At 42.2% G+C, this 25,068-nt stretch carries 24 protein-coding genes and 1 pseudogene; 6 read left to right on the top strand and 19 right to left on the bottom strand.

The window, feature by feature from the left end; translation table 11 throughout:
- Both V5N63_RS02765 and V5N63_RS02760 read right to left on the bottom strand, forming a co-directional pair.
- Positions 1-558, bottom strand: a complete 558-nt coding sequence (locus V5N63_RS02765) for a tRNA methyl transferase PRC-barrel domain-containing protein (RefSeq protein WP_332032735.1) — start codon at positions 556-558, stop codon at positions 1-3.
- Positions 559-879: 321 nt separating this feature from the next.
- The gene (locus tag V5N63_RS02760) at positions 880-2,082 is read right to left on the bottom strand and encodes an aminotransferase class I/II-fold pyridoxal phosphate-dependent enzyme (protein ID WP_332032734.1); all 1,203 of its coding nucleotides are present in this window, start codon (positions 2,080-2,082) and stop codon (positions 880-882) included.
- A gap of 156 nt (positions 2,083-2,238) precedes the next feature.
- Here V5N63_RS02760 and V5N63_RS02755 point away from each other — a divergent pair, with 156 nt between their 5' ends.
- Entirely contained in the window at positions 2,239-2,700 is a 462-nt protein-coding gene (locus tag V5N63_RS02755) for an Lrp/AsnC family transcriptional regulator (RefSeq protein ID WP_332032733.1), read from the top strand.
- A gap of 11 nt (positions 2,701-2,711) precedes the next feature.
- Here the strand turns inward: V5N63_RS02755 and V5N63_RS02750 are convergent.
- From V5N63_RS02750 to V5N63_RS02690, 13 genes and pseudogenes are all read right to left on the bottom strand, one after another.
- Positions 2,712-2,897 (bottom strand): annotated as a pseudogene (locus V5N63_RS02750) (arsenic resistance protein); the annotation flags it as partial.
- A gap of 55 nt (positions 2,898-2,952) precedes the next feature.
- Positions 2,953-3,645 (bottom strand): DUF2490 domain-containing protein, encoded by a 693-nt coding sequence (locus V5N63_RS02745; RefSeq protein ID WP_332032732.1) that lies wholly within the window; start codon positions 3,643-3,645, stop codon positions 2,953-2,955.
- Positions 3,635-4,207 (bottom strand): hypothetical protein, encoded by a 573-nt coding sequence (locus tag V5N63_RS02740; RefSeq protein WP_332032731.1) that lies wholly within the window; start codon positions 4,205-4,207, stop codon positions 3,635-3,637. The genes V5N63_RS02745 and V5N63_RS02740 overlap by 11 nt, the downstream gene beginning before the upstream one ends.
- Positions 4,208-4,390: 183 nt before the next feature.
- Positions 4,391-5,458, bottom strand: coding sequence for an ACR3 family arsenite efflux transporter (arsB, locus tag V5N63_RS02735; protein ID WP_332032730.1), 1,068 nt, complete (start codon positions 5,456-5,458; stop codon positions 4,391-4,393).
- A 17-nt stretch (positions 5,459-5,475) separates the two neighbouring features.
- A complete protein-coding gene (locus V5N63_RS02730; RefSeq protein WP_332032729.1) occupies positions 5,476-6,012 on the bottom strand; it encodes a hypothetical protein in 537 nt (178 codons plus the stop codon).
- 12 nt (positions 6,013-6,024) lie between these two features.
- A complete protein-coding gene (locus V5N63_RS02725) occupies positions 6,025-6,798 on the bottom strand; it encodes a metallophosphoesterase family protein (RefSeq protein ID WP_332032728.1) in 774 nt (257 codons plus the stop codon).
- 87 nt (positions 6,799-6,885) lie between these two features.
- Positions 6,886-7,950 carry an ArsO family NAD(P)H-dependent flavin-containing monooxygenase gene (locus V5N63_RS02720; protein WP_332032727.1) on the bottom strand — a complete coding sequence of 355 codons (1,065 nt, stop codon included), beginning with the start codon at positions 7,948-7,950 and terminating at the stop codon, positions 6,886-6,888.
- 85 nt (positions 7,951-8,035) lie between these two features.
- Complete coding sequence (locus V5N63_RS02715; RefSeq protein ID WP_332032726.1) at positions 8,036-9,010, bottom strand: permease; 975 nt, start codon at positions 9,008-9,010, stop codon at positions 8,036-8,038.
- 68 nt (positions 9,011-9,078) lie between these two features.
- Positions 9,079-9,465, bottom strand: coding sequence for a rhodanese-like domain-containing protein (locus V5N63_RS02710; RefSeq protein ID WP_332032725.1), 387 nt, complete (start codon positions 9,463-9,465; stop codon positions 9,079-9,081).
- Between the two features lie 4 nt (positions 9,466-9,469).
- Positions 9,470-9,706 carry a thioredoxin family protein gene (locus V5N63_RS02705; protein ID WP_332032724.1) on the bottom strand — a complete coding sequence of 79 codons (237 nt, stop codon included), beginning with the start codon at positions 9,704-9,706 and terminating at the stop codon, positions 9,470-9,472.
- Positions 9,707-9,711: 5 nt separating this feature from the next.
- Positions 9,712-10,323 (bottom strand): arsenate-mycothiol transferase ArsC, encoded by a 612-nt coding sequence (locus V5N63_RS02700; protein WP_332032723.1) that lies wholly within the window; start codon positions 10,321-10,323, stop codon positions 9,712-9,714.
- 54 nt (positions 10,324-10,377) lie between these two features.
- Positions 10,378-10,842: a DUF6428 family protein gene (locus V5N63_RS02695; protein WP_332032722.1), complete on the bottom strand. Its 465-nt coding sequence runs from the start codon at positions 10,840-10,842 to the stop codon at positions 10,378-10,380.
- A 26-nt stretch (positions 10,843-10,868) separates the two neighbouring features.
- Positions 10,869-11,201: an ArsR/SmtB family transcription factor gene (locus V5N63_RS02690; protein WP_088469030.1), complete on the bottom strand. Its 333-nt coding sequence runs from the start codon at positions 11,199-11,201 to the stop codon at positions 10,869-10,871.
- 312 nt (positions 11,202-11,513) lie between these two features.
- On the opposite strand from V5N63_RS02690, the gene V5N63_RS02685 reads away from it, so the two are divergent.
- The 3 genes from V5N63_RS02685 to V5N63_RS02675 all read left to right on the top strand — a co-directional run bounded on the left by V5N63_RS02685 (position 11,514) and on the right by V5N63_RS02675 (position 16,454).
- The gene (locus V5N63_RS02685) at positions 11,514-11,717 is read left to right on the top strand and encodes a universal stress protein (protein WP_332032721.1); all 204 of its coding nucleotides are present in this window, start codon (positions 11,514-11,516) and stop codon (positions 11,715-11,717) included.
- A 466-nt stretch (positions 11,718-12,183) separates the two neighbouring features.
- Entirely contained in the window at positions 12,184-13,899 is a 1,716-nt protein-coding gene (locus V5N63_RS02680) for a T9SS-dependent choice-of-anchor J family protein (RefSeq protein WP_332032720.1), read from the top strand.
- Between the two features lie 350 nt (positions 13,900-14,249).
- A complete protein-coding gene (locus V5N63_RS02675) occupies positions 14,250-16,454 on the top strand; it encodes a T9SS-dependent choice-of-anchor J family protein (protein WP_332032719.1) in 2,205 nt (734 codons plus the stop codon).
- Positions 16,455-16,832: 378 nt separating this feature from the next.
- Here the strand turns inward: V5N63_RS02675 and V5N63_RS02670 are convergent, their stop codons facing one another.
- Positions 16,833-17,222, bottom strand: coding sequence for an acyl-CoA thioesterase (locus tag V5N63_RS02670; protein ID WP_088469027.1), 390 nt, complete (start codon positions 17,220-17,222; stop codon positions 16,833-16,835).
- 755 nt (positions 17,223-17,977) lie between these two features.
- On the opposite strand from V5N63_RS02670, the gene V5N63_RS02665 reads away from it, so the two are divergent.
- Complete coding sequence (locus V5N63_RS02665) at positions 17,978-18,370, top strand: surface-adhesin E family protein (RefSeq protein WP_332032718.1); 393 nt, start codon at positions 17,978-17,980, stop codon at positions 18,368-18,370.
- A gap of 66 nt (positions 18,371-18,436) precedes the next feature.
- Here V5N63_RS02665 and V5N63_RS02660 read toward each other — a convergent pair whose 3' ends face one another.
- The gene (locus tag V5N63_RS02660; RefSeq protein WP_332032717.1) at positions 18,437-20,935 is read right to left on the bottom strand and encodes a DUF2357 domain-containing protein; all 2,499 of its coding nucleotides are present in this window, start codon (positions 20,933-20,935) and stop codon (positions 18,437-18,439) included.
- A gap of 3 nt (positions 20,936-20,938) precedes the next feature.
- Positions 20,939-22,900, bottom strand: a complete 1,962-nt coding sequence (locus tag V5N63_RS02655; RefSeq protein ID WP_332032716.1) for an MrcB family domain-containing protein — start codon at positions 22,898-22,900, stop codon at positions 20,939-20,941.
- 621 nt (positions 22,901-23,521) lie between these two features.
- Here V5N63_RS02655 and V5N63_RS02650 point away from each other — a divergent pair.
- Positions 23,522-24,163, top strand: coding sequence for a DUF6266 family protein (locus V5N63_RS02650; protein WP_332032715.1), 642 nt, complete (start codon positions 23,522-23,524; stop codon positions 24,161-24,163).
- A gap of 82 nt (positions 24,164-24,245) precedes the next feature.
- Here V5N63_RS02650 and V5N63_RS02645 read toward each other — a convergent pair whose 3' ends face one another.
- Positions 24,246-24,395 (bottom strand): helix-turn-helix domain-containing protein, encoded by a 150-nt coding sequence (locus V5N63_RS02645; RefSeq protein WP_332032714.1) that lies wholly within the window; start codon positions 24,393-24,395, stop codon positions 24,246-24,248.
- Positions 24,396-25,068: the final 673 nt, after the last annotated feature.

The following is a 25,068-nucleotide window of genomic DNA, read 5'->3' as shown; positions in this document are numbered from 1 at the left end:
TCAGTTGATATTTTTGATTTTTAAAATTGCGATGATTTGCTGTTCCTCACGAAGGATTAAGTTTTCGTCCAGCAAAGTGAGCGGAAACTGATCTTCAGCTTCCAGGAAGACTTCTGATCCGAAAACGTAAAATTTGGCATGGACAGGATTTTCCAAAGAATGCGCTTCTACAGCGACAGGAATCCCGTTTTCTAATTTTTCCTGAGGGAATTTAAATCCATGCATTCCTTCAAGTTGTTCAGGATTAAACGCCAATACTTTCCTCCAAAGTGCCGGATGATCTTTGCCTCCTCCTACAAAAACTCGGTTTTCAGTGTGGTCGATGGCAATGACGTACAATGGCGCCTTCTTTCCGCCGACATTGATGCCTTTTCGCTGGCCCAGTTTATAATGTTCCGTTCCGGGATGATCCCCTACAAGAAAGCCATCGAATAAGGAATAATCAGGCACCTGCGATTCCCAACGGAGTTCCTCTTCCTTGGAAGGGAAAAGTGGTTTTTTTCTGCGATAAAGCGGAGAATGTTCGGGAATTTCTACAAGCTGTCCTTTCGTACTCATTATTTTCTGCACCCTAAATACTGGTGCTCAGTTCCCGATAAAGGGGCAGCTAATCTACTGATTAAAAACGAACTGGCAAGTGATGGAAATCATTATTATATATTTTTTTAATCCGGTAAAAAAAACAATTAACAGCTTTCAACACAACCTCTTTATTTTCAAATACATACATTAAAATAGACAGGAATTTTCTTTATTATGAATGATATCACATGAGCCTCATATCCAGATTTTTGAGCATCAAAACCGCCAGATTCCAATACAGCAAATCAACAAAAAAGCCACCTTACGGAAGCTTTTTACGATATATTTTAAAAATAGTTAAAGAACACCGGTTTTTATCATGCACTCACGCATTTTATGGTAGGTTCTTTCAATATCATGATCCAGACCGATAGAAAAACGGATCAGTCCCGGCGAAAGTCCCATCTCCTTCTGTTCATCTTCCGGAATTTCTGAAGAAGTAGAGGTACCGGACGCAGAGAAGAGGGTTTTATAAAAGCCCAGGCTTACCGCAAGATAGCCGAGATTTTCATGCTGCATCATCTCCATGAGTTCGTTGGCTTTCTCCACGGTTTTCACATCCAGTGCGATGAGGCCGCCATAGCCGTACTCCGGATGCATCATCCCGGTAAAAAGTTCATGCTGAGGGTGGCTTTTCAGTCCCGGATATTTTACATTGAGGCCGTCTTTTTCCCACCGTTCTGCCAGATACTGGGCATTTTCACTGTGTTTTTTCATACGCAGATGAAGCGTTCTGAGGTTTTTCAGAATACTTGCTGCCCGCAGACTGTCCATGGTAGGTCCCAAAAGCATGCATGCCCCATTGTTTACATTCTTGAGGTCATTGATGAATGCTGAACTGGCGCATACCACTCCACCCACGGCATCACTACTGCCATTGATAAATTTGGTAAGGCTGTGGATGGTAACATCAGCACCCAAAAACTTAGGTGAAACGGTAAGAGGAGAAAAGGTATTATCAACTACCAACTTCAGGTTATGCTTTTTTGCCAGTTCAGAAAGGCCTTTCAGGTCGGCGATTTCAAGAAGCGGATTGCTTACGGTTTCACAGTAAAGCACTTTTGTATGTTCATTAATGGCGGATTCTACTTTTGCCAGATCGGTGATGTCAACAAAAGAAGTGTCGATCTTTAAGCCCGGCAGAAAGTTTTTCATAAAAGCATAAGTCCCGCCGTAAATTGTTTTGCTCGATACAATATGGTCGCCGGATTTGCAGAGCTGCAACAATACTGAGGTAATCGCACCCATTCCGGAGGCGGTAACATTGGCGTTTTCTGTGCCTTCCATCTTTGCGAGAGCTTCGGAAAGGTAAAGGTTGCTGGGCGAAGAGTGCCGTGAATAAAGATAACAGCCTTCTGCATTGCCTTCGAAGGTATCGAACATGGTTTTTGCGGAAAGGAAAGTATAGGTAGAACTGTCGGAAATTGAAGGATTTACGCCTCCAAATTCCCCGAAATACTGAAGGTCCTGAATGCTGTTTGCTGCATCGAATTGTTCCATGATAATGATTATTTAAGTTCTTTAAAATTCCAAGTTTTCCAATTATAAAACAAGGATTTAATTATTCAACCGAAAATAAAGTGTACAATTACACATTTCATAGATTTTAATTCTATATTTGAATACAGAATAGTACAAGCACCAATTATTTTTCAGATGAACCTCGATAAAAAAGACCGCCAGCTTCTACTTTTACTTCAGGAAGACTCCAAAAGAACCACCAAAAGTCTGGCTGCCGACCTCGACCTGTCGGTTACGGCTGTTTTCGAGCGCATAAAAAAACTCGAAAAACTGAAAATCATCGAAAAATATGTGGCTTTGGTTGACCGAAAACTTATTCAGAAAGATTTCTTAGTTCTTTGCCATGTAAAACTCAGCCAGCACCGCAAGGAATACATCACCCAGTTCGAAAGAGAAATTACCCAGTTTCCCGAAGTTCAGGAATGCTTTCACGTTAGCGGGGATTACGATTACATCCTGAAAATCACAGTGCGCGACATTCAGGAATACCGGGATTTCATGGTGACGAAACTCACAAATCTTCAGCATATCGCCAGCACCCAAAGTTCCTTTATGATCAAGGAAGTGAAGAGCACTACAGCAGTAAATATGGAATAATTAAAGTGTTCTTAAGTGTTTGGATACCATTTCCGTTTAAGCCAAAAGGCTACATTCACAAGAGCAATAAGCGCGGGAACTTCCACCAACGGACCGATCACGCCCGCAAAAGCCTGTCCGGAACTGATGCCGTATACCCCAATCGCCACCGCAATAGCAAGTTCGAAATTATTGCCTGCGGCAGTGAAGGAAATCGCTGCAATATGACCCAGTTCAGCAGCAGCGAAGTTTTGCCCAACTCCAATGACTTGATTATATGTCAATATATAAATTAATGGTTATCCAATAACTGTGCTGCTTGTTGGTCTTAAAAACGGAGCTGGCTCTATAATCCAGACCAGTTTCCCAATTAAGAATTTTGGAGATATCGTAACCTAGCAGCGGAACCACTCTTATTTCAAGGTCGGATTCTGAAGCCTGTGTATTGTACAGGTATTCGTTATTCAATTTCAAATACCATTCACCGGGGTCTACTGATTCCCCATTCAGAGGGATCTCTGAGGAAATTCTATATCGTACTCTAAATTCTGGTTTTTCGATGGCGGAAAAGGTCTGGTCGGTCACAAAACGGTGTGCCAGACGGAACCCGGAAAGTTTTTGAACCACATTGTATTGCTGTATGAACCGGTGAAAAAGCTCGCCTTCTTTTAATCTGACCAAATAACCACCCCCAACTCTTGAGTTTAGCCCTACTTTTTTCGCCACTATTAATGATAGATCGGTTTGCACATATTTATAATTGCCTTCCACTGCTCCGTTAACCTCACCGCTTTGGAAAATCTGCCGAGATTCCAGTTTCGTGTTCAGCGACCAGTCCTTTTTCAGTTTGCTGTTTAAGTTCAGTGATGGCAGTATTCCCCACTGATAAGTACTTTGTGACAAAACCTTATCCGTCCGCAGTAGCAGGACTGAAAAAAAGATGAGGGACCTGATCTTAGTATTCAAGATGGCTACTGTTTTTAAAGATTATTTTTGAAGCAGAAATCACTTTGCCACTGTCATTGAACAGATATTCAAAGAGGTTGACTTCTTTTTGGCGGCTGCATTTTACTACGAGTTCGTATTTAACAGTGAGAGACGGGCTGACGGTGTCAGACTTCAACATAGACAGTAAATCCGATTCGCTTCCGGTATACTGTTTCTGAACTTTTACAATTTGATGATCTACACAATCTGATTTAAGCTGTGATAGCATTTCGTTTCGCAGCTGATTATTTAGACCTTCCCAATCCACTGTCACTTCTATATCTGCCACCTTACCAAGGGTGTCAAACTCAACACTGTATTTCGCATCATTACGTCTGAACTTTGCTTCAATACTCTGTCCGGTAAGACTTTCCTCTTTATACCATTTCAGTTTACATTTATCGTTTACTGCATCAATGAAACGTATCGCAGCAGCAGGCACATCCTTATATTTTATGCGGCTTTCTTTCTCAAATTTTGCCTGTGCAGACAGGGTGCCTGAATACGCGCAAAACAGGAGCAGCAGTACTATGGAAGTCAATCGGTTCATGAGTTTATGTTTATATGTTTTTTTACAGCAATCTCTAAAGTATAAAATCAATGTTTTTTTCAGTTTTTCTAAATTATGAAAAATAGATGAAACAATGTTCCGGAGAGTCCCGAAGAAAAAAATACACCGTAATAAGGGCACGGAGGCCGCTCCATGCCCTTATGCCTATACCTATCAAGTTCCGCTGGGATACCACTTCCGTTTCAGCCAGAAGGCGATGTTGATCAGCGCAATGAGTGCAGGCACTTCCACGAGCGGGCCGATAACTCCGGCAAATGCCTGTCCGGAATTGATGCCGTAAACCCCAATCGCCACCGCAATCGCCAATTCAAAGTTATTGCCAGCCGCAGTAAATGATACTGCCGCATTTTTGGAATAATCCGCGCCCAGTTTTTTGCCGAGAAAGAAACTCACCAGAAACATCAGCACGAAGTAAATCATCAATGGCACTGCGATTCGCAACACATCAAATGGGATCTGGACAATCATTTCCCCCTTCAGGCTGAACATGATTACGATCGTGAACAACAAGGCGATTAAGGTAATTGGAGAAACCTTCGGTATAAATACCCTATTATACCATTCCTCCCCTTTGGCCTTTAAAAGGAAATACCTCGTCAGAAATCCGAGGACAAAAGGAATTCCCAGGTAAATCGCCACACTTTCGGCAATCTGAGCGATGGTAATGTCGACTTCGGAGCCTGTGATTCCAAATAGCGGCGGCAATACCGTGATGAACAGGAAGGCATAGATGCTGTAAAAAATCACCTGAAAAATACTGTTAATCGCCACGAGTCCGGCGGCATATTCGCGGTTTCCTTCGGCCAGTTCATTCCATACCATGACCATGGCGATGCATCTGGCAAGACCGATCAGGATGAGACCGATCATGTATTCCGGCTTATCATGCAGAAAAACAACGGCAAGTATAAACATCAGAATCGGTCCGATGACCCAATTCAGGAGCAAGGAAATTCCCAGTATTTTGGTGTTTTTAAAGACCTTTGGCAGTTCTTTGTACCGCACTTTGGTAAAAGGCGGATACATCATTAGGATTAATCCTATGGCCAGCGGAATATTGGTCGTTCCGTAGGAAAATTGATTGATGATATTTGATGAATTCGGATAGAAATAACCAATCGCCACGCCAATGAACATAGCAAGGAAAATCCAAAGCGTAAGGTTTTTGTCGAGGAAAGAAAGCTTCTTCCTCTCGTGCGGTGCACAGTTGTTTGCAGACATTTTCTTATTTTATTTTATTATTGAAGAGATTTGATTATTGGGAAGCAGCGACATGCGGAGCTCCAAGTGCTAAGGGATCGATTTTTTGGAAAGCTGTTAATTTTATTGATTACTGCACTGTCATTGGCAAAATGACGTTTAAGTTTCCGGCGGGTCAGTGCAACGATGGGGGCGTTCAGATCTTTGCTAAAAAACCGGTAATAAAACATGATGGGCTGCTCAGCAGACAAATAATCTTGTATCGTGTAAATAACGACTGGACCTACTTCATCAATCTTGTAAAATTCTTTCTCAAAGACTCTGTAGTCTTTTCCGTTTTTTCTAAAACCCCAGATTTCAGATGATTCATAAACGGTTCTTTTGTCCTCTCTCTCAATTCGAATTGACTTATTATTATCATTCAGTTTGTTTATCTTCGAAGAAAAAAAACCATTTGTTAATTTCCGGGTCAGAAAATCCGTTGCAGTTTGGTAGATCCCATTTTGCGGAATTTTCTGTGCAAGGTTCTGCCCAGTACTAAGGTACAGCATTGTTATGAAAAGTAATTTTGTCATGAGTTGCCAGATTTAACCACCATTTCGTAACATGTCAGCAAAAGCATTTGGTAGGGGACTTTCTTCCACTGCCTTTGCAGCTTTTTCAACATCATAGTCGAAACGAATAAATTCTACTTTAACTGAATCCTTATTAAGAACTGAAGCATTCTCATCAATATGCAACAGGACATAACCACCCTGTGGATTACCGTCTTTGGGCTTGCCTACGGACCCGATATTTACCGCATGCCGAAAATGGGTATCAGGGTTTATATCAGAAGGCAAAATCCGGTGGTAAGGTTTATGCGTGTGACCGAAACACATGATATCGGCATTGGCCTGTTCCATAATACGCATCAGGCTTTTCTCGTCGCGGTCCTCAAAAAGATATTCGTTGATCTTCCGCGGACTGCCATGAACAAGGAGCAAGTTTAATTTGTCGCTGTTCAACTGAAATTCCAGACGGAGATGCGACGGAAGAGTCCGGAGGTATTGTCTCTCATCGGGTGTTACCAAGCTGTTGGTATAACTGATTGAGATTTTGCCCATGTCTTTTTCATTATCGGTCTTATAAGCGCAACCACACTCGTCGCTCATCAGGCCGATGCCCTGGTCATAATTTCCGGCAATCGTGGGAATACCCCGTTTCCGAATTTCGCTGATTACCTCGTTTGGCCAGATATTATATCCTACCAAGTCCCCGAGGCAGTACACCGCGTCGGGTTTATGTGCGTCCATACTCTTAAAACATGCTTCCAATGCCGGAAGGTTAGCGTGGATATCGCTGAATAATGCAATTTTCATAGGTTTTATTTTATTGTTTAATTTCAAAAATTTATAATGCCCGAAAAATCTTTTCTTGCTATTCTAATACATGTATTACCATGCATTTTATTTATGATTTGATTTCAGAAATTCTAAAATCTCTTGAACCGTCTGCTTTGCTGTTCTGTTTAAACCTACCAATGTTGCCGAGGCATATCCGGTCCAGCCGCCATAACCCACCAACCACAAACCATCAGTGTCCAAAGATTTACTTTCTGTGGTGTTAGCGATTCCTCTTTCGTCCGTCGGTATCAGTGATTTTAAGTAAGAAGTATCATAACCGAAACCTGTGCACCAAATGATGGCTTCAAATTCCTCTTTCTCACCATTTTCCCATACAACGCCCTTGTCATAAAGCTGCCGAAAAGTGCCCGCAGAAACCAGCACCCCTCTTTGGCGGGCCTCTTTTACAGGCGGAACCATCACAATGTTTCCTAAGTTGTATTGAGATGCATCAAAAGGTTTCCCTTCTTTCTCAGCCTTGTATTTTGCCGAGGCGACATTAAAAAGGTAATAACCGTCAACTTCGTCAGGAAGAAATTCAGGTTGTCTTTTGGTTGACCACTTTACTGCAGTGACCTTTGAAACTTCCGCAACGATCTGCGCACCGGAATTACCTTCACCGACGATTAATGTCTTGAGTCCTACAAAATCATCCGGGGTTTTATAGTTTGCAGAATGAATCTGAAAGCCTTTATACTTATCAATTCCCTCCAGCTTTGGAACAAAGGGATTGCCCCAGGTTCCTGTTGCAGAGATTACAGATTTAGCAATGAAAACACCCTGAGCGGTATACACCTGAAAAATACCGGCCTCTTTTGTGATTTTACTCACTTCAACACCGCGTTTCACAGGAAGCTTATAATGTTCTTCGTATTTCCGCAGATAGTCTATTACTTCTGTTCTAACCGGAAATTGCTGATCAGATTTTGGCATAAACCAGCCAGGCAACGAACTGTATTCTGACGGAGAAAAAAGCGTCAGACTCTCCCATGCATGCAGCCAAGACCCACCCGAAACCGGCTGTTTGTCAAGAATCATAAAGTTGAGTTTCGCTCTTCGCAGGTAATAACCGCACGCTAAACCACTTTGTCCGCCTCCTATAACAATAGTATCATACAATTCAAGCATTATTTTTGTGTTTTAAGTTTACAGTACCGATACATGCATCATGGTGTTACGTCATAAAATAACAGCGGATACTAGAATACATAACCTATAGCACCCAATTAAATACATATCCTGAGATAATAATAAACAGCGTTACTACGCCGAAATAGACAGCGATCAGTTTCATGGTCATCACTTTCTTCAGCAGGGTCGCCTCCGGAATGGATAAACCCACTGTCGCCATCATGAATGCAATGGCAGTTCCAAGGGGAACGCCTTTCGCCACAAAAACCTGAATAACAGGCAGCACCCCTGCAGCATTGGCATACATGGGTACACCAACAAGCACCGCGAGCGGAACGGCCCACCACTGTCCACCACCCAGATACTTACCCAAGAAATTTTCGGGAACATAACCGTGCATGGCTGCACCAATGGCGATACCAATAATTACGTACAGGACTACGCCTTTCACAATATCCCAGGCGCCACGGGTTATTCCGGGTAAGCGCTGGCGGAAGGTCTGTTGCTCTTCTTCGAATCTGCCCTGCTGCATTTTGTGTTCCATAATCTTCTTCACCCAGTCCGATAACAGGGGTTCCAAATTAAATTTTCCCAGGAGCCAGCCACCAACCGTACCCAATAGAATACCCGAGGCTACATAAATAGCCGTTGCCTTCAGACCGAACATTCCAATGAACATTGCAACCGCCACTTCATTGACCAAAGGCGAGGTGATGAGAAATGAAAAGGTAACACCCAAAGGAATTCCACCCTGTACGAAACCGATGAAGAGCGGCACCGAAGAGCATGAGCAGAACGGCGTAACCGCACCAAATGTAGACGCAAAGAAATACTCCAGACCGTACAGTTTTTTGCGCTGCAGATAGTCGCGCAGTTTCTCGACCGGCAGATAGGCGTTGACAATACCCATTAAAAAAACGATTACAAAAAGCAGGATCAGAATCTTCAGTGTGTCATACACAAAGAAGTTCAGCGCTGTACCCAGCCGTGTTCCGGCGCCGATACTGAAAACGGTGTAAATAAGCCAGTCGGCAAAATGCTGTATCCAGTCGAACATGGTAGTGAGGTTGAGGTTAAAATTAAGGCTAAAGTTGAGGGTGTCATCTTTTCCTCAACTAAAAAATGCTAGCAACAGCCGGAGGTGGAACAGCAGTCCCCACTGTTTCCGGTCACTGCAGCAGGATCGCCGCCAATTGCGAAACCGCGTTCAACCCAGCGTTTCAACCCATGCTCCATATTCACCACATTTCCGTAGCCATGATTCACCAGAAAACCTGCAGCACGTAAACTTCGGGCACCCGAGTCGCACACCATGACCAGTTTTCTGTCTTTCGGAAGTTCGGCATAGCGTTCTTCAAATTCGGATAAAGGAATATAGATGATTTCGTGCGCGATGAAACGGAGCTTCATGACTTCATTCTTCTCACGGACATCCACCAAAACAGCACCTTCCGCAATCCAGGATTGGGTAGTGGTGGGGCAGATTTCTTTCACTAAGGTTTGTTTTTCCATGGCATCAGTTTTTAAGGAACTCTTTAATTTCGTTCACGTCGGCCACTCTGCCCTTTACTTTCATTACCTCATCAATCATCAGAACCGGAGTCGTAAGCACATTGTACTCCATGATTTTCATGATATCTTCCACTTTCTCCACATTGGCTTCCATGCCCAAATCGTTCAGGGCTTTCATTACATTGTCGTAAGTGGATTTGCATTTGGCACAGCCGGTGCCGAGGATTTTAATGTTTTTCATCGTCTTTACATTTTTACAGCCTTCATCACATAATACATCTCAGCAGCAATCTCCAGACTTCTTTCATAATACGTGCGGTCCATCTCATGGGTTCCGTCGCTGGATTTGGGATCTTCGAATTTTACTGCCACCCGTTTTTCTGCGCCGGTGATGAACGGACAACCTTCGTCGGCATTTGAGCAGGTCATCACCGCCGCAAAACCGGTTACCGGATTGAAGGTATCATCATATTTCTTGGAAAAACAGATGACCGGATGTGCATTCTCTGCATATTTTACCGCGTATACCGGATTGTCGGTGTCACACAGCTTCTGAATTTCCATTCCCTGACTGTGGAGTGTTTCCGCCACTTTCGGGAACATGGCAGTGGCCTCTGTTCCGCCGGAGTAACAATACACGTTCCTGATGTTAAAATGTTCCGCCATCACCTGTGCCCAGATCTGGGAAAGGTGACTTCTTCTCGAATTGTGGGTACAGATGAAGTTCAGGTTGATCCTTTCCCCGGCATCTGCTTTTTTCTGAATGAACCCAGCAAGAGGTTTAAGGATTTCCTTTCTTTCGTCGGAAACGGGCATAATGGAAATGACCTCAATGCTTTCTTTTATATTCTTGAACATGGTTTTACTTTTTATATGGTTATCGCTTTACACTCTTTAAAGGGACTTTAAACCCTAGCAGCAGCCGGAGCCCGGAGCACAGCTTGCGGACTGTAGTTCTGAAAGTTTTACTCTCGGTTTTTCCTGAGGAATTCCACACGCATCCTGAGCCAGACAGGCCGTGGTTTTAGTCGTAAGCACAAACTCTTTTCCATTAAAATCCAGACCGAATTTGCCGATGGTCGACTGCTGGTATTCAACTTCGATCTCTACGTCCTCCAGGCCGAGTTTATCTTCGGAAAGGGCAATGATCTTTTTGAGTTTCTCAGCTTCCAGGCGGTGGTCGTTATCGGTGGAAAACCAAAGCTGGAAGTTGATGGCTTTTTCGTCGCGCATCACGCCGCCACAGTCGATGAATCTTTTGTTGATCTGCCCCACTTCTGTTACATGGAAATGGTCTGGAACCTGTTCTCCGTTTTCTAAGACAAAATGCAGTTCCTGAAGGTTGGTAAGAATGTTCTTGATTTCTGAAAGTCTCATAATGAATGGTTTTGAAGGTTATTATTTTAACATCTGTTGTTTTCGAGGGAATCCATTTTATGGAAAATATGGTTGATGAAGGAGTCGAACTTTTGAATCGTTTCCTTATTGATGCAGTAATTAATGGCTTTGCCATCGATGCTTCCCTGAATAATTCCTGCATTTTTCAGTTCCCTGAGGTGCTGCGAAACCGTAGGCTGTGCAAGAGGAAGTACCTCAACAATATCATTGCAGATACACGTGTTGGTGGTAAGCAGATATTCAATAATGGCAATCCTGGCAGGATGAGCCATGGCTTTCAGCAGTACAGCCATCTCGTTCTGTTCATCAGTAAAATGTTCTGTTTTGGTAAGTCCCATAATAGTAGAAATTTTTGATCATGTTTTAATATTGCAATATTACGATAAATATAAATACCATGATATATTTTTTTTAAAAAACTTTAAATACGAATCATCAGTCAATATTTACATTGAAACGAAATCACTGTTCATATCCATCTATAAATCAGTGGATAAATAATTTACATCAGACATGAAATTTCGTAACTTTACTCTATAAATAAAACATGATGAAGACAATCCCGTGTTTTACTGTTCTTTTCTCTCCACGGTTCAAATCCGATGCAAGACACGAGGTTGGAAGTTACTCAATCACTAAAAACACAAGTTATGAGAACGATTATTGTACCCACCGATTTCTCAAATCCTTCCAGAAACGCTGCACGTTTAGCCCTGAACCTTGCGATAGGCCTGAAAGCAGATCTGCACCTCTGCCATGCGTATAATATACCTGTTAAAAGCCCGATGATGGGCGAAGTTCTATGGACATTACCGGAGATTCCCTATACAAAGAAAGACGCTGAAAGCCTTTAAGATGCCGGCGGAAGAACGGTAAAAGTGCTGAGAAGTGCCGATGAATATCAGATTTCTGACCTTCCGAAGGGCAACTATCTGTTAAAAATTAACAGCAGCGAAAGTCCGAAGATTACAAAACTGATGAAGCTGTAAACTGATGCCACGAAAAGGATAAAGCTCATCCGAAATCTTAACACTGCAAAACCTTCTTCAAAACCATTTAAAGGAGGTTTGTTCTGTACAGTCCATCACGTTCCTTTGAGGATGGACTAAGCGTATTTCCACAGATTGCCCTTTCTCCTATCGTGTTTCAGTCTGCAAGTGCATAAAGTTCATCATTTACCAGGAGCGAATAACAGCTAAACAGCTGATTACCAATATCACTGATTTGCACAACATTTTGTCCCTCATTTGTCCCCCTCTCGTTTTTGGTGCATTCGATCAATGATGTTACTTTTAGCGACAAATTTTTTAAACCATTATTATGAAAAAACGATTATCAGTTTTCCTGTTGATTATGCTGGGAATTTTCAGTTATTCACAGGTAATTTTCAAAGAAACGTTCGACGGAATCAGCGGATCTGCCACCGGCGGTCCGGGTACCTATAACTTCCCTCCGGGATGGCTGCTCCGGAACGTCGATAATAAAACTCCCTTCAGCCAGGTTGGCTATGTGAATGAGGCGTGGGAAAGAAGGGAAGATTTTCAGACCAACGTGATTGATTCCGTAGCGTTCAGTACCTCGTACTACGAACCGGCAGGACAGGCAGACGACTGGATGTGGACCCCAAAAATCACGGTACCCGATACCGGTGCCGATGTAGTCTTAAAGTGGAATGCCAAAGCCTATGATCCAGCATATGCGGATGGATATGAGGTAAGAATTATGGTGGATCCTACAGAGCCTACCGGCGGACCTGGAGTGATGGGCAATCAGCTCACCTCATCGGTTCAGCTCTTTAACATTGCGGCAGAAAACAGCAGCTGGACTGAAAGGAGTGTGAGCCTGAACAGTTACAGAAACAAAACCTTCAGAATTGCCTTCCGCAATAATTCCACCGATAAATTTATTCTTGTCATTGATGATGTTGAAGTGTCTGCTCTGAACAATACTGACGCTGCCATTACTGCGGTAAAGAATTACGAATATACCCAATACCCACTTTCTCATTCTGCCGCAGGCCTCCCTTTAAATGCCACGATTAAAAACATGGGATCGGCAACGCTTACCGGTGCACGCATCAGAGCCAGTCTGATTAACGAAACGGACCAGGTTATCGCTACAGTGCTGTCAGTGGCCATGACGCTGAATCCGCAACAGGAATCTTCACCGGATTTTCCGGCGATGCCGGTGCTGACGAAGGGAAAATACCGGATCCGTTACGAAGTGGCTCTGGCTTCTCCGGACCAAAACCCTACGAACAACATGAAGCAATCCCTAGAATTGCAAATTACAGAATCTACCATGGCTCGCGACAGCGGTGTTCCTGCAGGCACTTTGGGAATTGGTGCCAATACACAGGGGTATCTGGGGCAGGCCTTCACAACCAAAGTAACGTCTGTGGCTACAGGAGCCACGGTGAGTTTCGGTGAAAGTGCAGAAGCTGCCACCTACCGTCTGGCTTTATGGAATGTGAATCCTGCCACGGGCAAACCACTGACCATTATCGCAGAAACGGCGACCCAGACCAAAGGTACCGCAGCTTTGACCACTACCCTTTCTTTTGCAGGCGCACCGGTAGTTCTAGCGCCGGGCACCTATGTGCTTACCGCGGTAGAACTTGATGCCATACTTACCGTTGGCATGACCAACGATATCTTCACGCCGGGAACTACTTTCGTGAACTGGCCGGGTAATCCTTTAGGCGTCTGGGCACACAATGAGGATTTTGGAAGCAATTTTGCTAAATCGTACGCCTTAAGACTCGAAGTACAGCAGGATCCTACGTTGGGAACCTCCGCGGCAGATCTCTCCAAACTGATCAACATTTATCCGAACCCGGTAACTGATGTTCTTAAGATCGCTTCAAAAGAGAAAGTACTGAATCTTCAGGTCTACGCTGCAGACGGCAAAGTGGTGAAGGTAAAATCTAACCCATCACTCGATCACCTGGATGTGACTCAGCTTCCTGCAGGGATGTATGTGCTTAAACTCACCACCGCGAAAGGTGAACAGCAGGTGAAATTCATTAAGAAATAAGTGTTCTTTAAAATGATCAAAGGTTACCATTCCGGTAACCTTTTTCTGTGGAGGAAATTTTAAAACTGCCGGGATAATTTTCACACGGTCAGTAAACATTTTCCGGTCCTGAAATCCTGATCAGACTTCAAAAGCCCGGCGACGCCCATATATAAATTATTCAATCACAGCAGAATAATAGTGAAAAATAAATTTGTCCCCTATTTGTCCCCCCTGCTTTTTTGTCAGAAAGCATGCATTCACTTTATTTTGCCGTCGGTTTTTCTATGCAGCCCACCAAAGAATGAATGCTGAGATCAACCGTAAAAAATCATTCCTCAAACAATCAATCAATTATTAAACAGTTAACAATGAAAAAACTTTATCTCCAATTATTAATGTCAGTTTTTCTGTTCTGTGCACAGCTGAACTTTGCCCAGACATTTACAGAAAGTTTCAATGACATTTCCACCCTGGCCGGAAGTGGGTGGGTTATGCAGAACAACAGTTCGCCGGTGGGATCGCTCAGCTGGTTTCAGGGCACCTCCACCACCGCGACTCCAACGCCCGGGCCTTTTAACTCATTTAATGGCGCTGCAAACTCCTACATTGCAGTCAACTTCAACAGTACGGGGAGTACAGGGACCATCAGCAACTGGCTCATGACTCCAAACCGAACCTTAAGAAATGGTGATGTATTTACTTTTTATACCCGGAAACCAACTATAGGAGGTGGACAGACCGATTATCCGGACCGTCTGGAAGTGCGTATGAGCACCAATGGCGCAAGCACCAATGTAGGCGCGGGTGCCACGGCTGTTGGTGATTTCACCACCGTGCTTCTCAGCATCAATCCCACATTGGTGGCGAATGTTTACCCTCAGGTCTGGACTAAGTTTACGATTACCGTTTCAGGACTCCCTGCACCAACATCCGGACGGATTGCCTTCCGCTATTTTGTAACAGGTGCCGGAAGTTTAGGTACCAATTCAGATTATATCGGGATTGATCAGGTGGATTACAGCCCGTATGTATGCCAGGCATTTGCCATGACCCCTTCCGGATCACTGGCCAATGCGCAGGCAGGGGTTGCCTACACTGCACAGCTTACGCAGACCGGTGCGCTTGGAGCACCGAATTTTATGATGACCTCAGGGGCGCTTCCGCCGGGATTATCGCTCTCAGCAGCAGGAACAATCTCCGGAACCCCTACCGCTACAGGAACTTTCAATTTCACTGTGACCGTCAATGATGCGAGCGGATGTTCTGGATCGGCGGGCTATTCTATAACTTCGCTCTGCCGAAGCAACGTCGCCACACTTTCCGATTTCCCCGTGTTGTGCACCAACAGTGCAATTTATAACCTGTCCGAAGGTTTTCCTGCAGGAGGAACGTACAGCGGAACCGGCGTAACCGGTGGCCAGTTTGATCCTGCCGCAGGAACCCAGGCCATCACCTACACCTATACAGACCCTTACGGCTGCACGTATAGTGTAAGTAAAACAATCGTTGTAAATCCAGCAATAACCATTACAGCACAGCCTACAGGAAGCACCATATGTTCAGGAGGCAGCACGCAGATTTTCGCTGCAGCCAGCAATGCTACAGGATATCAGTGGCAGGTGGATAGCGGCGCTGGATTTACGGACATCACCAACAGTGGTATCTACTCGGGTGCCTACAATTCTACCCTTACCATCACCGGAGCACCGGCGTCCCTTAATGGCAGCAAATACCGTATGGTAGCCACAGGTCTCTGTGAGCCAGCCATCTCCAACAGCGCAGTACTTACCGTGAAATCCGCGCCGGCTATTACCGCGCAGCCTGCGGCAAAAACAGTCTGTGCAGGTGCGGCTACAACATTCTCCGCTACTGTAGTAAATGCTACAGGCTATCAGTGGCAGGTAGATCAAGGTGCAGGATTTACAAATATCAGCAACGGAGGAATCTATTCCGGAGTGACGTCCGCGAGTCTGAATATTACGGGCGTTACCAATTCAATGAACGGATATGTATACCGGTTAATCGCAACAGGAACATGTACTCCAGCAGCAGTTACCAATACTGCGGTACTCACGGTATCCTCCACTTCGGCACCCGCAGGACAGGCGACACAGAGTTTTAATGCCGGTGATGCGCTTAGTGCATTGACGGTTAACGGAAGCAATATCAAATGGTACGCTTCAGCAGTGGATGCGGCACTGCATCAGAATGAACTTCCGGCCCAGACCCTTATTGTAAACAACACCACCTACTATGCGACGCAGACGGTAAGCGGATGCGAGTCTACATCCTCATTAGCGGTTCTTGCGTATAATGTGTCTTTGGGTACTGAGCAGGCAGCCGGTCACCTTAAAATTCAGATATACCCAAATCCCGCACGCGAAACCGTAGCCTTCACGGGAACTGCGAAAATAAGCCGCGTGGTGATTATCTCGGCGGATGGAAGAAAAGCAGCTGAAAAAACACTGATCGCCGACCGCAAAATAAATATTCAGGATCTTACCCAGGGAATCTACCTGCTTCAGATCATTACCGATGAGGGAATCCAAACGGTGAAGCTGATTAAAAAATAAATATTTCAGTTCATTATTAATGTAAAGCCACTGCAGCAATGCAGTGGCTTTTTGTATCGATTAACCCTATTTTTTTAGGTCTGAAAATGGCTCCGCCAAACCGATCATGCACTGACTCTTCAGCCGCAGCATTTTCAATCTGAAGATTCTGCATCAAGGCGGTCAGTGCTTTGTAGTTTCCATAAGGTGTTTTTAAAAGTTTATTAAATATTGCTAAACTGTTCTTTCCACTTTCAGAGCTTTTTCGTTTGCCGTTGTATTGAGGAATGTTAAATCAGAGGAACGGGTCACGGGTTGCAGGTTTGCGTTTTTAAGGCAAAGGATTCGATCGTCTGTTAATCATCAGGTACGCATCAGGGTGTTTCTGTAAACACTTATCTAGGGCGCAAAAATTCTGGTTGCCTTCTTATCCTTATCAATAGCGACCAGCGTGAAGTCTCCGGAGACTGCTTTTTCCCGGCTCTCGTTATACATATCTTCTACAAAGACATCGATACTCACTTTCAAGCTGGTGTTCCCTACATATTTTACTTTACCAATCAGCTCTACCAGGGTATCGGCAGGAATGGGGTTTTTGAAATCTATGCGGTCGCAACTTACCGTCACAAAAGATTTGCGGGCAAAACGCGTGGCAGTCATGAAGGCCACTTCGTCCATCATTTCCATTACTTTGCCTCCAAACATGGTGTTGTGGTGATTGGTTGTATTGGGGAATACGACTTTAAAAACGTGAGTTTCAGAAGATTTAACCTTTTCTTCGTAATTCATCTCTGTTAAGTTTTAAAATTAAAACAATAAAATGAATAAAAATCCACAGCGGATTTTTACTTCAAATCGCGAAAGTATTTAGGGGGATCCGACTTTCTGGACCTGCAGATTACGGTTGCGCGACAGTTCGTGATTTGCACACGATTCACCCGTTGAGTGGCAAATATAGCCTTTTTTATGATAAAGTCTCTTTAAGCAGTGCCTTGGGAATTTAATTTCCTTCGGTGGCAATTCACGCATAAGAGGTTTTTGGCGCAGTTTAAAAGGCTGCACCATTTTTAAAGATTTTTGTCAGCTTGCCGGCTTTCTGGAGGATCTGCACGGTGGAACCACTTTTTGAGGTTCGCCTGTAATCGCGTTCAATGACTGCGACTTCCTTATGCCTTACAGGTTACTTATCCTTGCAGTATTGTTTCCTTATCCTACACTTTAACTTTCCTTTGGTACGGCGCAACTACGGCCCAACCTCTGGGATGTACTTCTGGAAAGGGCTTACGGGAGATTTAATTGGGCGATTTTATGCGTTTTGCTTTTTGGGAACGGATTATACGCAGAGCCTGAATTGAAGTTTAAAGGTAAGAAAAAATTTATAGCAATGGAGGAATTGGAAGGTTTCTATTAAGATGGACATATTTCCAAATTCCTTTACATTGATAAAAATCACATTGCAATGTTTAATAAAAACTTGCTAGGAAAATAATAATTATAGATATTTGAGAATAAGAAAAAAAATGTTTCACATATCTATTCATTAAATGAAGAACATCTTACTTTTAGCCACAATTTTTCTATTTAGCAACTTATATTCGCAAACTAATGAATGGGAATTTATTGGTTCAGCTCCTGACAGCAATTCGTACTATTATAAACCCAATTCTGAAAATAAAGCTTGGATTAAAATCGAATCGCCACAACTCGAATATATTAACAAAGAAGGACAGAGAAAGTATGTTGATGGATATCAAGTAACTTTATGGCAATTTGACTGCGAAGAAAAACAAATAGGTATAGTTCAAACTACGACGTATGATAAAAAAGGATTGGTTTTAAATACCTTAAGTATTAAAAATTTTGAAATAGATATGACATACGTCAATCCAGACTCTATGGGAGAGGTTTATTTAACAGCTTTCTGCCAAAGAAATTAACAAATATAACCCACGAACAATAAGATCATATTTGCAAATGTTGCACTGCAAATCTAAGTAAATACACTATTTTATTCTATTCAGCATTAATTCCGCTAAACTAGTTACAAAGGGAAATGCAGAAGCATTTCCTTTTTTGTAATTTTTCAGCTTTTTGAAATCCCACCTCATTCCTTTAAATTCTTGGTCAGTAACGGGTTCAATTTGCATCACTAAATAATTTTCTTGAGAAGGTGCGGGATAGCCTTTTTTAATTAAATCGTCCTTTGAGTATACTTTTGGTCCTCTGCTCACTATTCTCCATAGTTCATGGGCATCTGTACTGCCTGCAGTATGAAGCAACAGATATTTGGCATTTACGGTATCCTTGTCAAGAAGCAGTGATCCAGAACCACTACCCATTCTAAAATTATAGAGACCACTTCTGCATATCCAATCATATTGTTCGGGAGAATTGTAGTAACCCACTAGCACATACGTTTCATCAGGCAATAAATCTCTGTTTCTGTTGTATGCCTCTGGGAGCTTTTCTTTGATAATGCTATCTAAGTCAGGTGGGTTTTTATAAATATCAAATGTTCTGAAAGCAATCTTTTCCCGTTGTGAGTTACGGTTTAAAAAATGTTGAATTATTTCAAGAAGAAATGCTTTAAGCTCTCCAATTCCGCTGTCGGTTTTTGAGGGTCTTACAGGAAAAGCTCCCAGGCCGGGAATAATTTCATGAAATCCTTTCTGGTTGATTGATTGATCACCTGGATAAAGTACATACGCTCCGCCAGTCCTCCTAATAGCATCCTTGTATGCATGCATTTTTAAAAGATCAGCATTCTTGTAAATGCCCTTGCGGTTTTCGGTTTTCTCTTTACTTAAAATAGATTGTTGAATATTTTCGACCAATTCATCAAATAACTTCCCTTTGATGTCTCCTAATTGATTTACACTTTCCCAAAATAATGTTTTTAGCACTAATCTGTTGTTATTGTCATATCCAGCAAAATCATTTTTTAGTAAAGATTCTAAGATATAAGCCCAATCATAGTTGCCCAGCCGAAACTCAGAGATTTCGCCAAAATCTGTAGTTTTGGATGATTCATTTATGGGTATGAAATCAGTTAAGTTGGCTATCTTATATTTTGCATCAAAATGTACATGTACTATGAGTTCCTGTACCTCCGCTTCCGCTTCGGAAATTCCGACAGGCCAAAATGAAAGTGTATAGTCCGGCCGAAGTGTGGTTGTCCAGCTACCAAAAGTTGGATAGGTTTTTCTACCTGAAAATGTCCTGTTATAATTGAAACGAATGTTCAATCTTCTATTTCCAGAATCATAAATACCAGAAAGTGCAGTAAACTTACCCTGCCTTATTTGGAGGTTCAAACCATCTGGTGTCTCTTTAATTAATTCTGAAATTTCTGTAGGATCAATATCGAATATGGATTGTATTAAATCCAGAAGTTTAAAAAAAAGCCAGTATTCGTACAGTGTAGCAATGTCTTTTTTTCCTCCGCTATAAACATCGTTGCCACCGGTCCATATAAGTTTAGCAGCCAGATCAAACATAAGCCACACCCGTAATATTTCCCGGTACCCTGCTTTCCGCTGCAATACCGGACTGTTAAGCTTTAAGGTTGTAGGTCTTGAAATTTCTTTGAAAACGCTATGTTGCAGCTGTGCCTCCAGTTCACGGATTATTATCTCTGACTCACTTACCATTTTCGCATGTCTGAATTCGTTTGCTTTGCTATTAATATCCGTACAAAATTTCAGAAAATTCTCAAGCGCATGCTTGATGAAACGGTTTTCCGGTGTATCAACTGAATCTGTTTTTCTGATACTGGTTATGCGCTCCGGTAAGGTTTTAATACCATAGCTTAGCAGATAATGATTGTCGGGTAGTTGAGTTCGCTTACCGCCTTTTAGGATTTCTTTTATATTGGAATTTGAAAACCTTCTTGCAGTTCTAATGTCTTTCTCCTCAATTATTTCAGTCCACTTAGTTACCGGGGCTGTCACAATTCTGTGCACAGCTTCCATAAATTCACTGGTACCTATCACCGATTTTATAAAAGAAAATTTTTGATAAAGAGTCTCACTGTCTTTGGTGTAATCAACCTCAATATGTTGGGAGACAGGGGAGTTTGCCTGTAATAATAAGTCGGTACATTTTTCTGTGATTAGTTCCAGCATATCTCGATAATCATCCCGATATCCAGTCTTCAATGACTGTACTTCCAGTATAACTGTGCCACACTGTTCTAAAGTTTCCTTTTTTAGCACCGGTATCGTGAGCGTACCAACAAAAATATTGGGAGCGAGAGTACCAACGTTGGTTGTGCGGCGATGCTGTTGAACAATATTCTCCCCAATATCACCTAACAAAAAGGCAGCATCATTGATTTGATAATCATAATAATTCCCTTCCATTAGTTGAAATCGAGCTTCATTATGTTGCTCTGCGTCATCTGCTGCATCAAACAAAGTCGCCGATCGGCGGGCATCAATATAGAGCCGCAAACCTTCTTGGATTGAGTCAAGATTTATGTTTATGCTATCTAGCGCCATCATTTGTTATGCCTCTGCGAAGCTCGCAAATCCATTATCGATTGCACCGCGGTACATGCGTGTTATTTTTTCAAGTGACAGCGGAAACAGTACTTTTTCGTCCTTAAAATCAAAGTCTGCATTATCAAAAACATCCTTAATGATTTTAAGCTCACCCGAAACACAGAAAGATCCCAGTGTTTCCAGTACAGGACATAACTTTCTTCGTGAACCGTGAAGCTTAGGCAGCAGCTTCTGCATAATCGCAATATCGATTTTATCACTAGTTTTTAATGCGCCATCCAAAACGGTAAGCTGATTAATCAATCTCATAATTTCGGTCGCACTTCTGTAGCCAAATTCTGCACCGGTTTTCTTCAATTCTCCAAAGAACTGAACTAGGGCAGCATTGATTTCGGCAATATCTTCGGTGGCAAATTCCCTGTTCGCAGCCATTTTCAAAAAGCTTCCAGCCATGCCTGCACCTTTGCCTGATAAAGCATCAATGTTAATATCTTTGATGTTACCCAAGAAGTTTTTCATTTCCTCCTGCGTTACACGAAATTCAATGGTATTGGCTCTGTCAAGCACTTTAGGGCTGAACATATTAGTAGTTTCGTCAATATTTACGGTTCCAATAAAGGATAGATTGGAAGACACTTTAAGTTTGGAAGGCACTCCGTTATCTACAGTACCTTCGGCATACAAAGGAATTTCTTCTTTCGATTCCATTACACTTAAAAAATCGGCAAAATAACGTTCTACATTACTAAGATTCATTTCATCTAAAATTAAAAAGTATGGCAAGTCAGGGTTTCTGCTTGCTTCTATGATGAGATCAAGGACACCGCTGTCTGGCTTAACATATTCTTCAGGTTTTAATGCATTTGGATAACCTAGCAATGGTTCTCGGTTAGTCCAGTCCGCACCAACTGGAATAATTCTGTACTGATTTTGATCTCCACATATCCACTGCACGAATGACTGTGCAAGTTTCGTTTTACCTGATCCCGAAAGGCCTGTTAGAATTACAAAAGGTTTAGTCGCAATTGAAGCAATAAAGCGCAGAATCAAATTGTATGAAAATTGGAAATTAGCCTTCTTAAGATCTGATTTAAAATCATCAATTTTAAAGCTTAACGGATTTGGTTCTTCATTTGTAAATTTCATTACGCATTTATCATAAAAATTTAGAAGTACATTGAGATGAGTAATTAAATCTTCATCCCGTAATTCTGAGATCTTGTATTCTCTGTAATAAATATTTGTCTTCTCATATTTCTCACCATTTTTGTTCGCATTGGAATGGATTGTTCTAACTAAGCTATTCATAGGAAGCTTCCCACTAATGAAACCTTTCAGTTCATTCTTAACACCCAATACAAAATTTCTATTAGTCTCAATGACCTCCTTTGCTTGAACCGTTGCTCCCTGATTTAACGTCAAGTATAAATATTCAAAATCATCACTAAATAATAAGACAATATAAAAACCATTTGTAGCGCCCGTTGATACACGCCTATCAAATATTCCTAACCAGGGATATGCTGTATTAACACCAGCTCCTATTGAGCCTTTTATAGTTATATGTTGATTTAACGGGAATTTCTCTCTTATTAATTTAGGTACATCATTAACTAGTATTTTATAGCTTTCAAGAGATTTACTATGCTGTTTATTCCATTCTGCTTTATAAATAGATGAAAACTTTTTAAATTTATCTGACAGACTAGCACTTACTTTTTTGATAATTTCAAATCCGTTCTCAGATAATATTTTGAAAGGAATATCTGTTTTATCGTCGAAATCTGCTAAATACAACTCCTTTTCTCCTTTTAATTTATTGGCTTCCGAAAGGACAAGAATTGGAGGATATTTTTTACCCTCAAAGACTAAATCATATGTAGAAGAATTTCTGCCATTTTTCAAAGCTGGATGGTGATCTATTTTCTTTATTGCTTCTAATATTTGATCTCTTGTAAATTCCATATATACTTTTACCTATTACAATCTTATAACTATAGTATTTGCATCGCTGAACACCGCAACTATACTTAAAAAATCTAAAGTACGGTTTTTAGGTGATTTTCAAACAATTCATTTAATGGAAATGTAAAATCTCTATGTATAATTTTAAAAAATAGCAACTTCCTCTTATAGAAAAACATACTATTCAGCTCTCCTTGCACCCTCCTTGCGGACTCCTTCCCAAAATCACAGTTTTTTGGGAAGAACCGGCAACAACTCCGAAAGGATTCCGCAACAAAACATAAAACAAAACCGAAAATAAAAGACAGGAAGTGACAAAAAGTGACAAAATAGGTAAGTTATTGTCTTTAACCAAACCGCAAAGTCAATCAGCGAAAGTAAATAAAACCTGCAAACACCAGCTGAATTTGACTGACAGACCCAGTAAACAAACGCAGAAAAAAGAAGAATAAAGCATCCGGCTGCATTGGAAAGTTTTTGGCTGAAATTCATACAATTTTAGCGCGTTCCGACGCAGATAAAAGTAATTGAATGAAGATGTAACTATTTGTTAATCAAATACTTGCATAAGAATTTTACGCGTTTTATATTTGACCTGTTAAACAATTAAAATTCCAAATTATGGGAACAATCAGAAAAGGAATCCTCGGAGGATTCAGCGGTACCGTAGGTACAGTAGTAGGCGCCAACTGGCGCGGAATGGACGTGATCAGAAGCCGTCCGAAATCATCAGGCAGCAACCCAACCCCAGCGCAGCTTATGCAGCGGGAGAAGTTTGCCTTGGCGATTAAATTTCAGAATTCACTGCGCAGCATGCAGAGCCGGCTCTACGGTGAAAATGCGGGAGTGAAATCCAGAGTGAATCTGGCAGCAAGTTATCTGCTCCGGGAGGTGGTGGCAGAAGAGAACGGGCAGGCATTACTGCTTATGGAAAAGGTGATTGTGACCAAAGGAACCCTAACGGGCTTCCAGAACATCACGGTGACCGAAGCTCCAGACCAGACCCTGAACTTCACCTGGGACGACAACAGCAGCCAGATGATGGCCAAGGCCACCGACATCTTCTGCACGGCAATCTTCGAGGAAGATTCCGGGGAGTTTGCTATTCATGAAGGTCCGGAACAGCGCGATGCAGGAGCCGGAGCTGTTGTTCTGCCGGAACTGTGGGCTGGCAAATCGGTACATGTTTACGCCTTCTTCCAAAATGCCGAACAGGAGGCTGCCTGCAATTCGGTGTATCTGGGCACGATGGTGGTACAGTAAGTTCTTCTGCACTGCTTACCGGGCAAAAGAAGACCGCAGGAAGATCATCTTCCTGCGGTCTTTGTTTATGATAAACATGCTATTATTCTTCATCACGGTGATCACCCATCATCAGATCATCTACCTGCTGCGCGTGGTAATAAATCCTTCCGCCAAGTTTCCTAAAGGGAATAATGCCTTCGTCACGCCAGCGCTGTAAAGTTCTGGAAGTGATATTGAAAAGCCTCATCATATCGGAATTGTCTTAATACAGCTTTTCACGTTCATGCTGGGTGCCGGAGCGCATGAAAGAAGGCTGGCGAAACGATGGCCGGTTTTCATTTTTCTTTTTATCGTTCATAATTTGCGTCCAATTTTTTTCTCTTACTGATCTGCTTCGCTCTGGTTATGGCATCATTACGCATGAAAATAACCCGGAAGAGACAGTTTAAAATCTTTAAAAGAAAGCTGCCTTACCGATCGCATTACAACAAAAATAGGGATTTACAATGTGGATAAAAAATACATATCTCTTAAAACCAACGTTTTAGAGCCAAAAGTTTTCCACAATCACACAGACCACGCATAATGTGGGAATTTCCGAGAACTGAAATCGAAAAAGACCGAAATAGAGGGATTCTTCATTAAACAGAATATCGAAAATCCATTGAGTAACAATGTATTAAAATTAAACACGATTATTTCGATGACCTTTCATGACTAGAATATTTGTTGATAATCACAGCGTTCTCACAAGTCTTCAGGTCTAATACAGAGCCTGCCATTAATTTTAAAAATCATCAAGGTGAATATTCACCGTAGAGACATGTATGAAATTTCTATGGAAGAAATAGTAAGCTGGGAAGTAAGCGTCGTTTTTTGCCTGCTATCTTCACAAATCAATGGCTGCGATCAATTCAGTTGAA

Source organism: Kaistella sp. (genome assembly GCF_032060305.1).
GTDB lineage: Bacteria > Bacteroidota > Bacteroidia > Flavobacteriales > Weeksellaceae > Kaistella > Kaistella yananensis.
The sequence above is the reverse complement of the archived record's forward strand: the minus strand, read 5'-3'. Positions and strand labels throughout refer to the sequence as shown.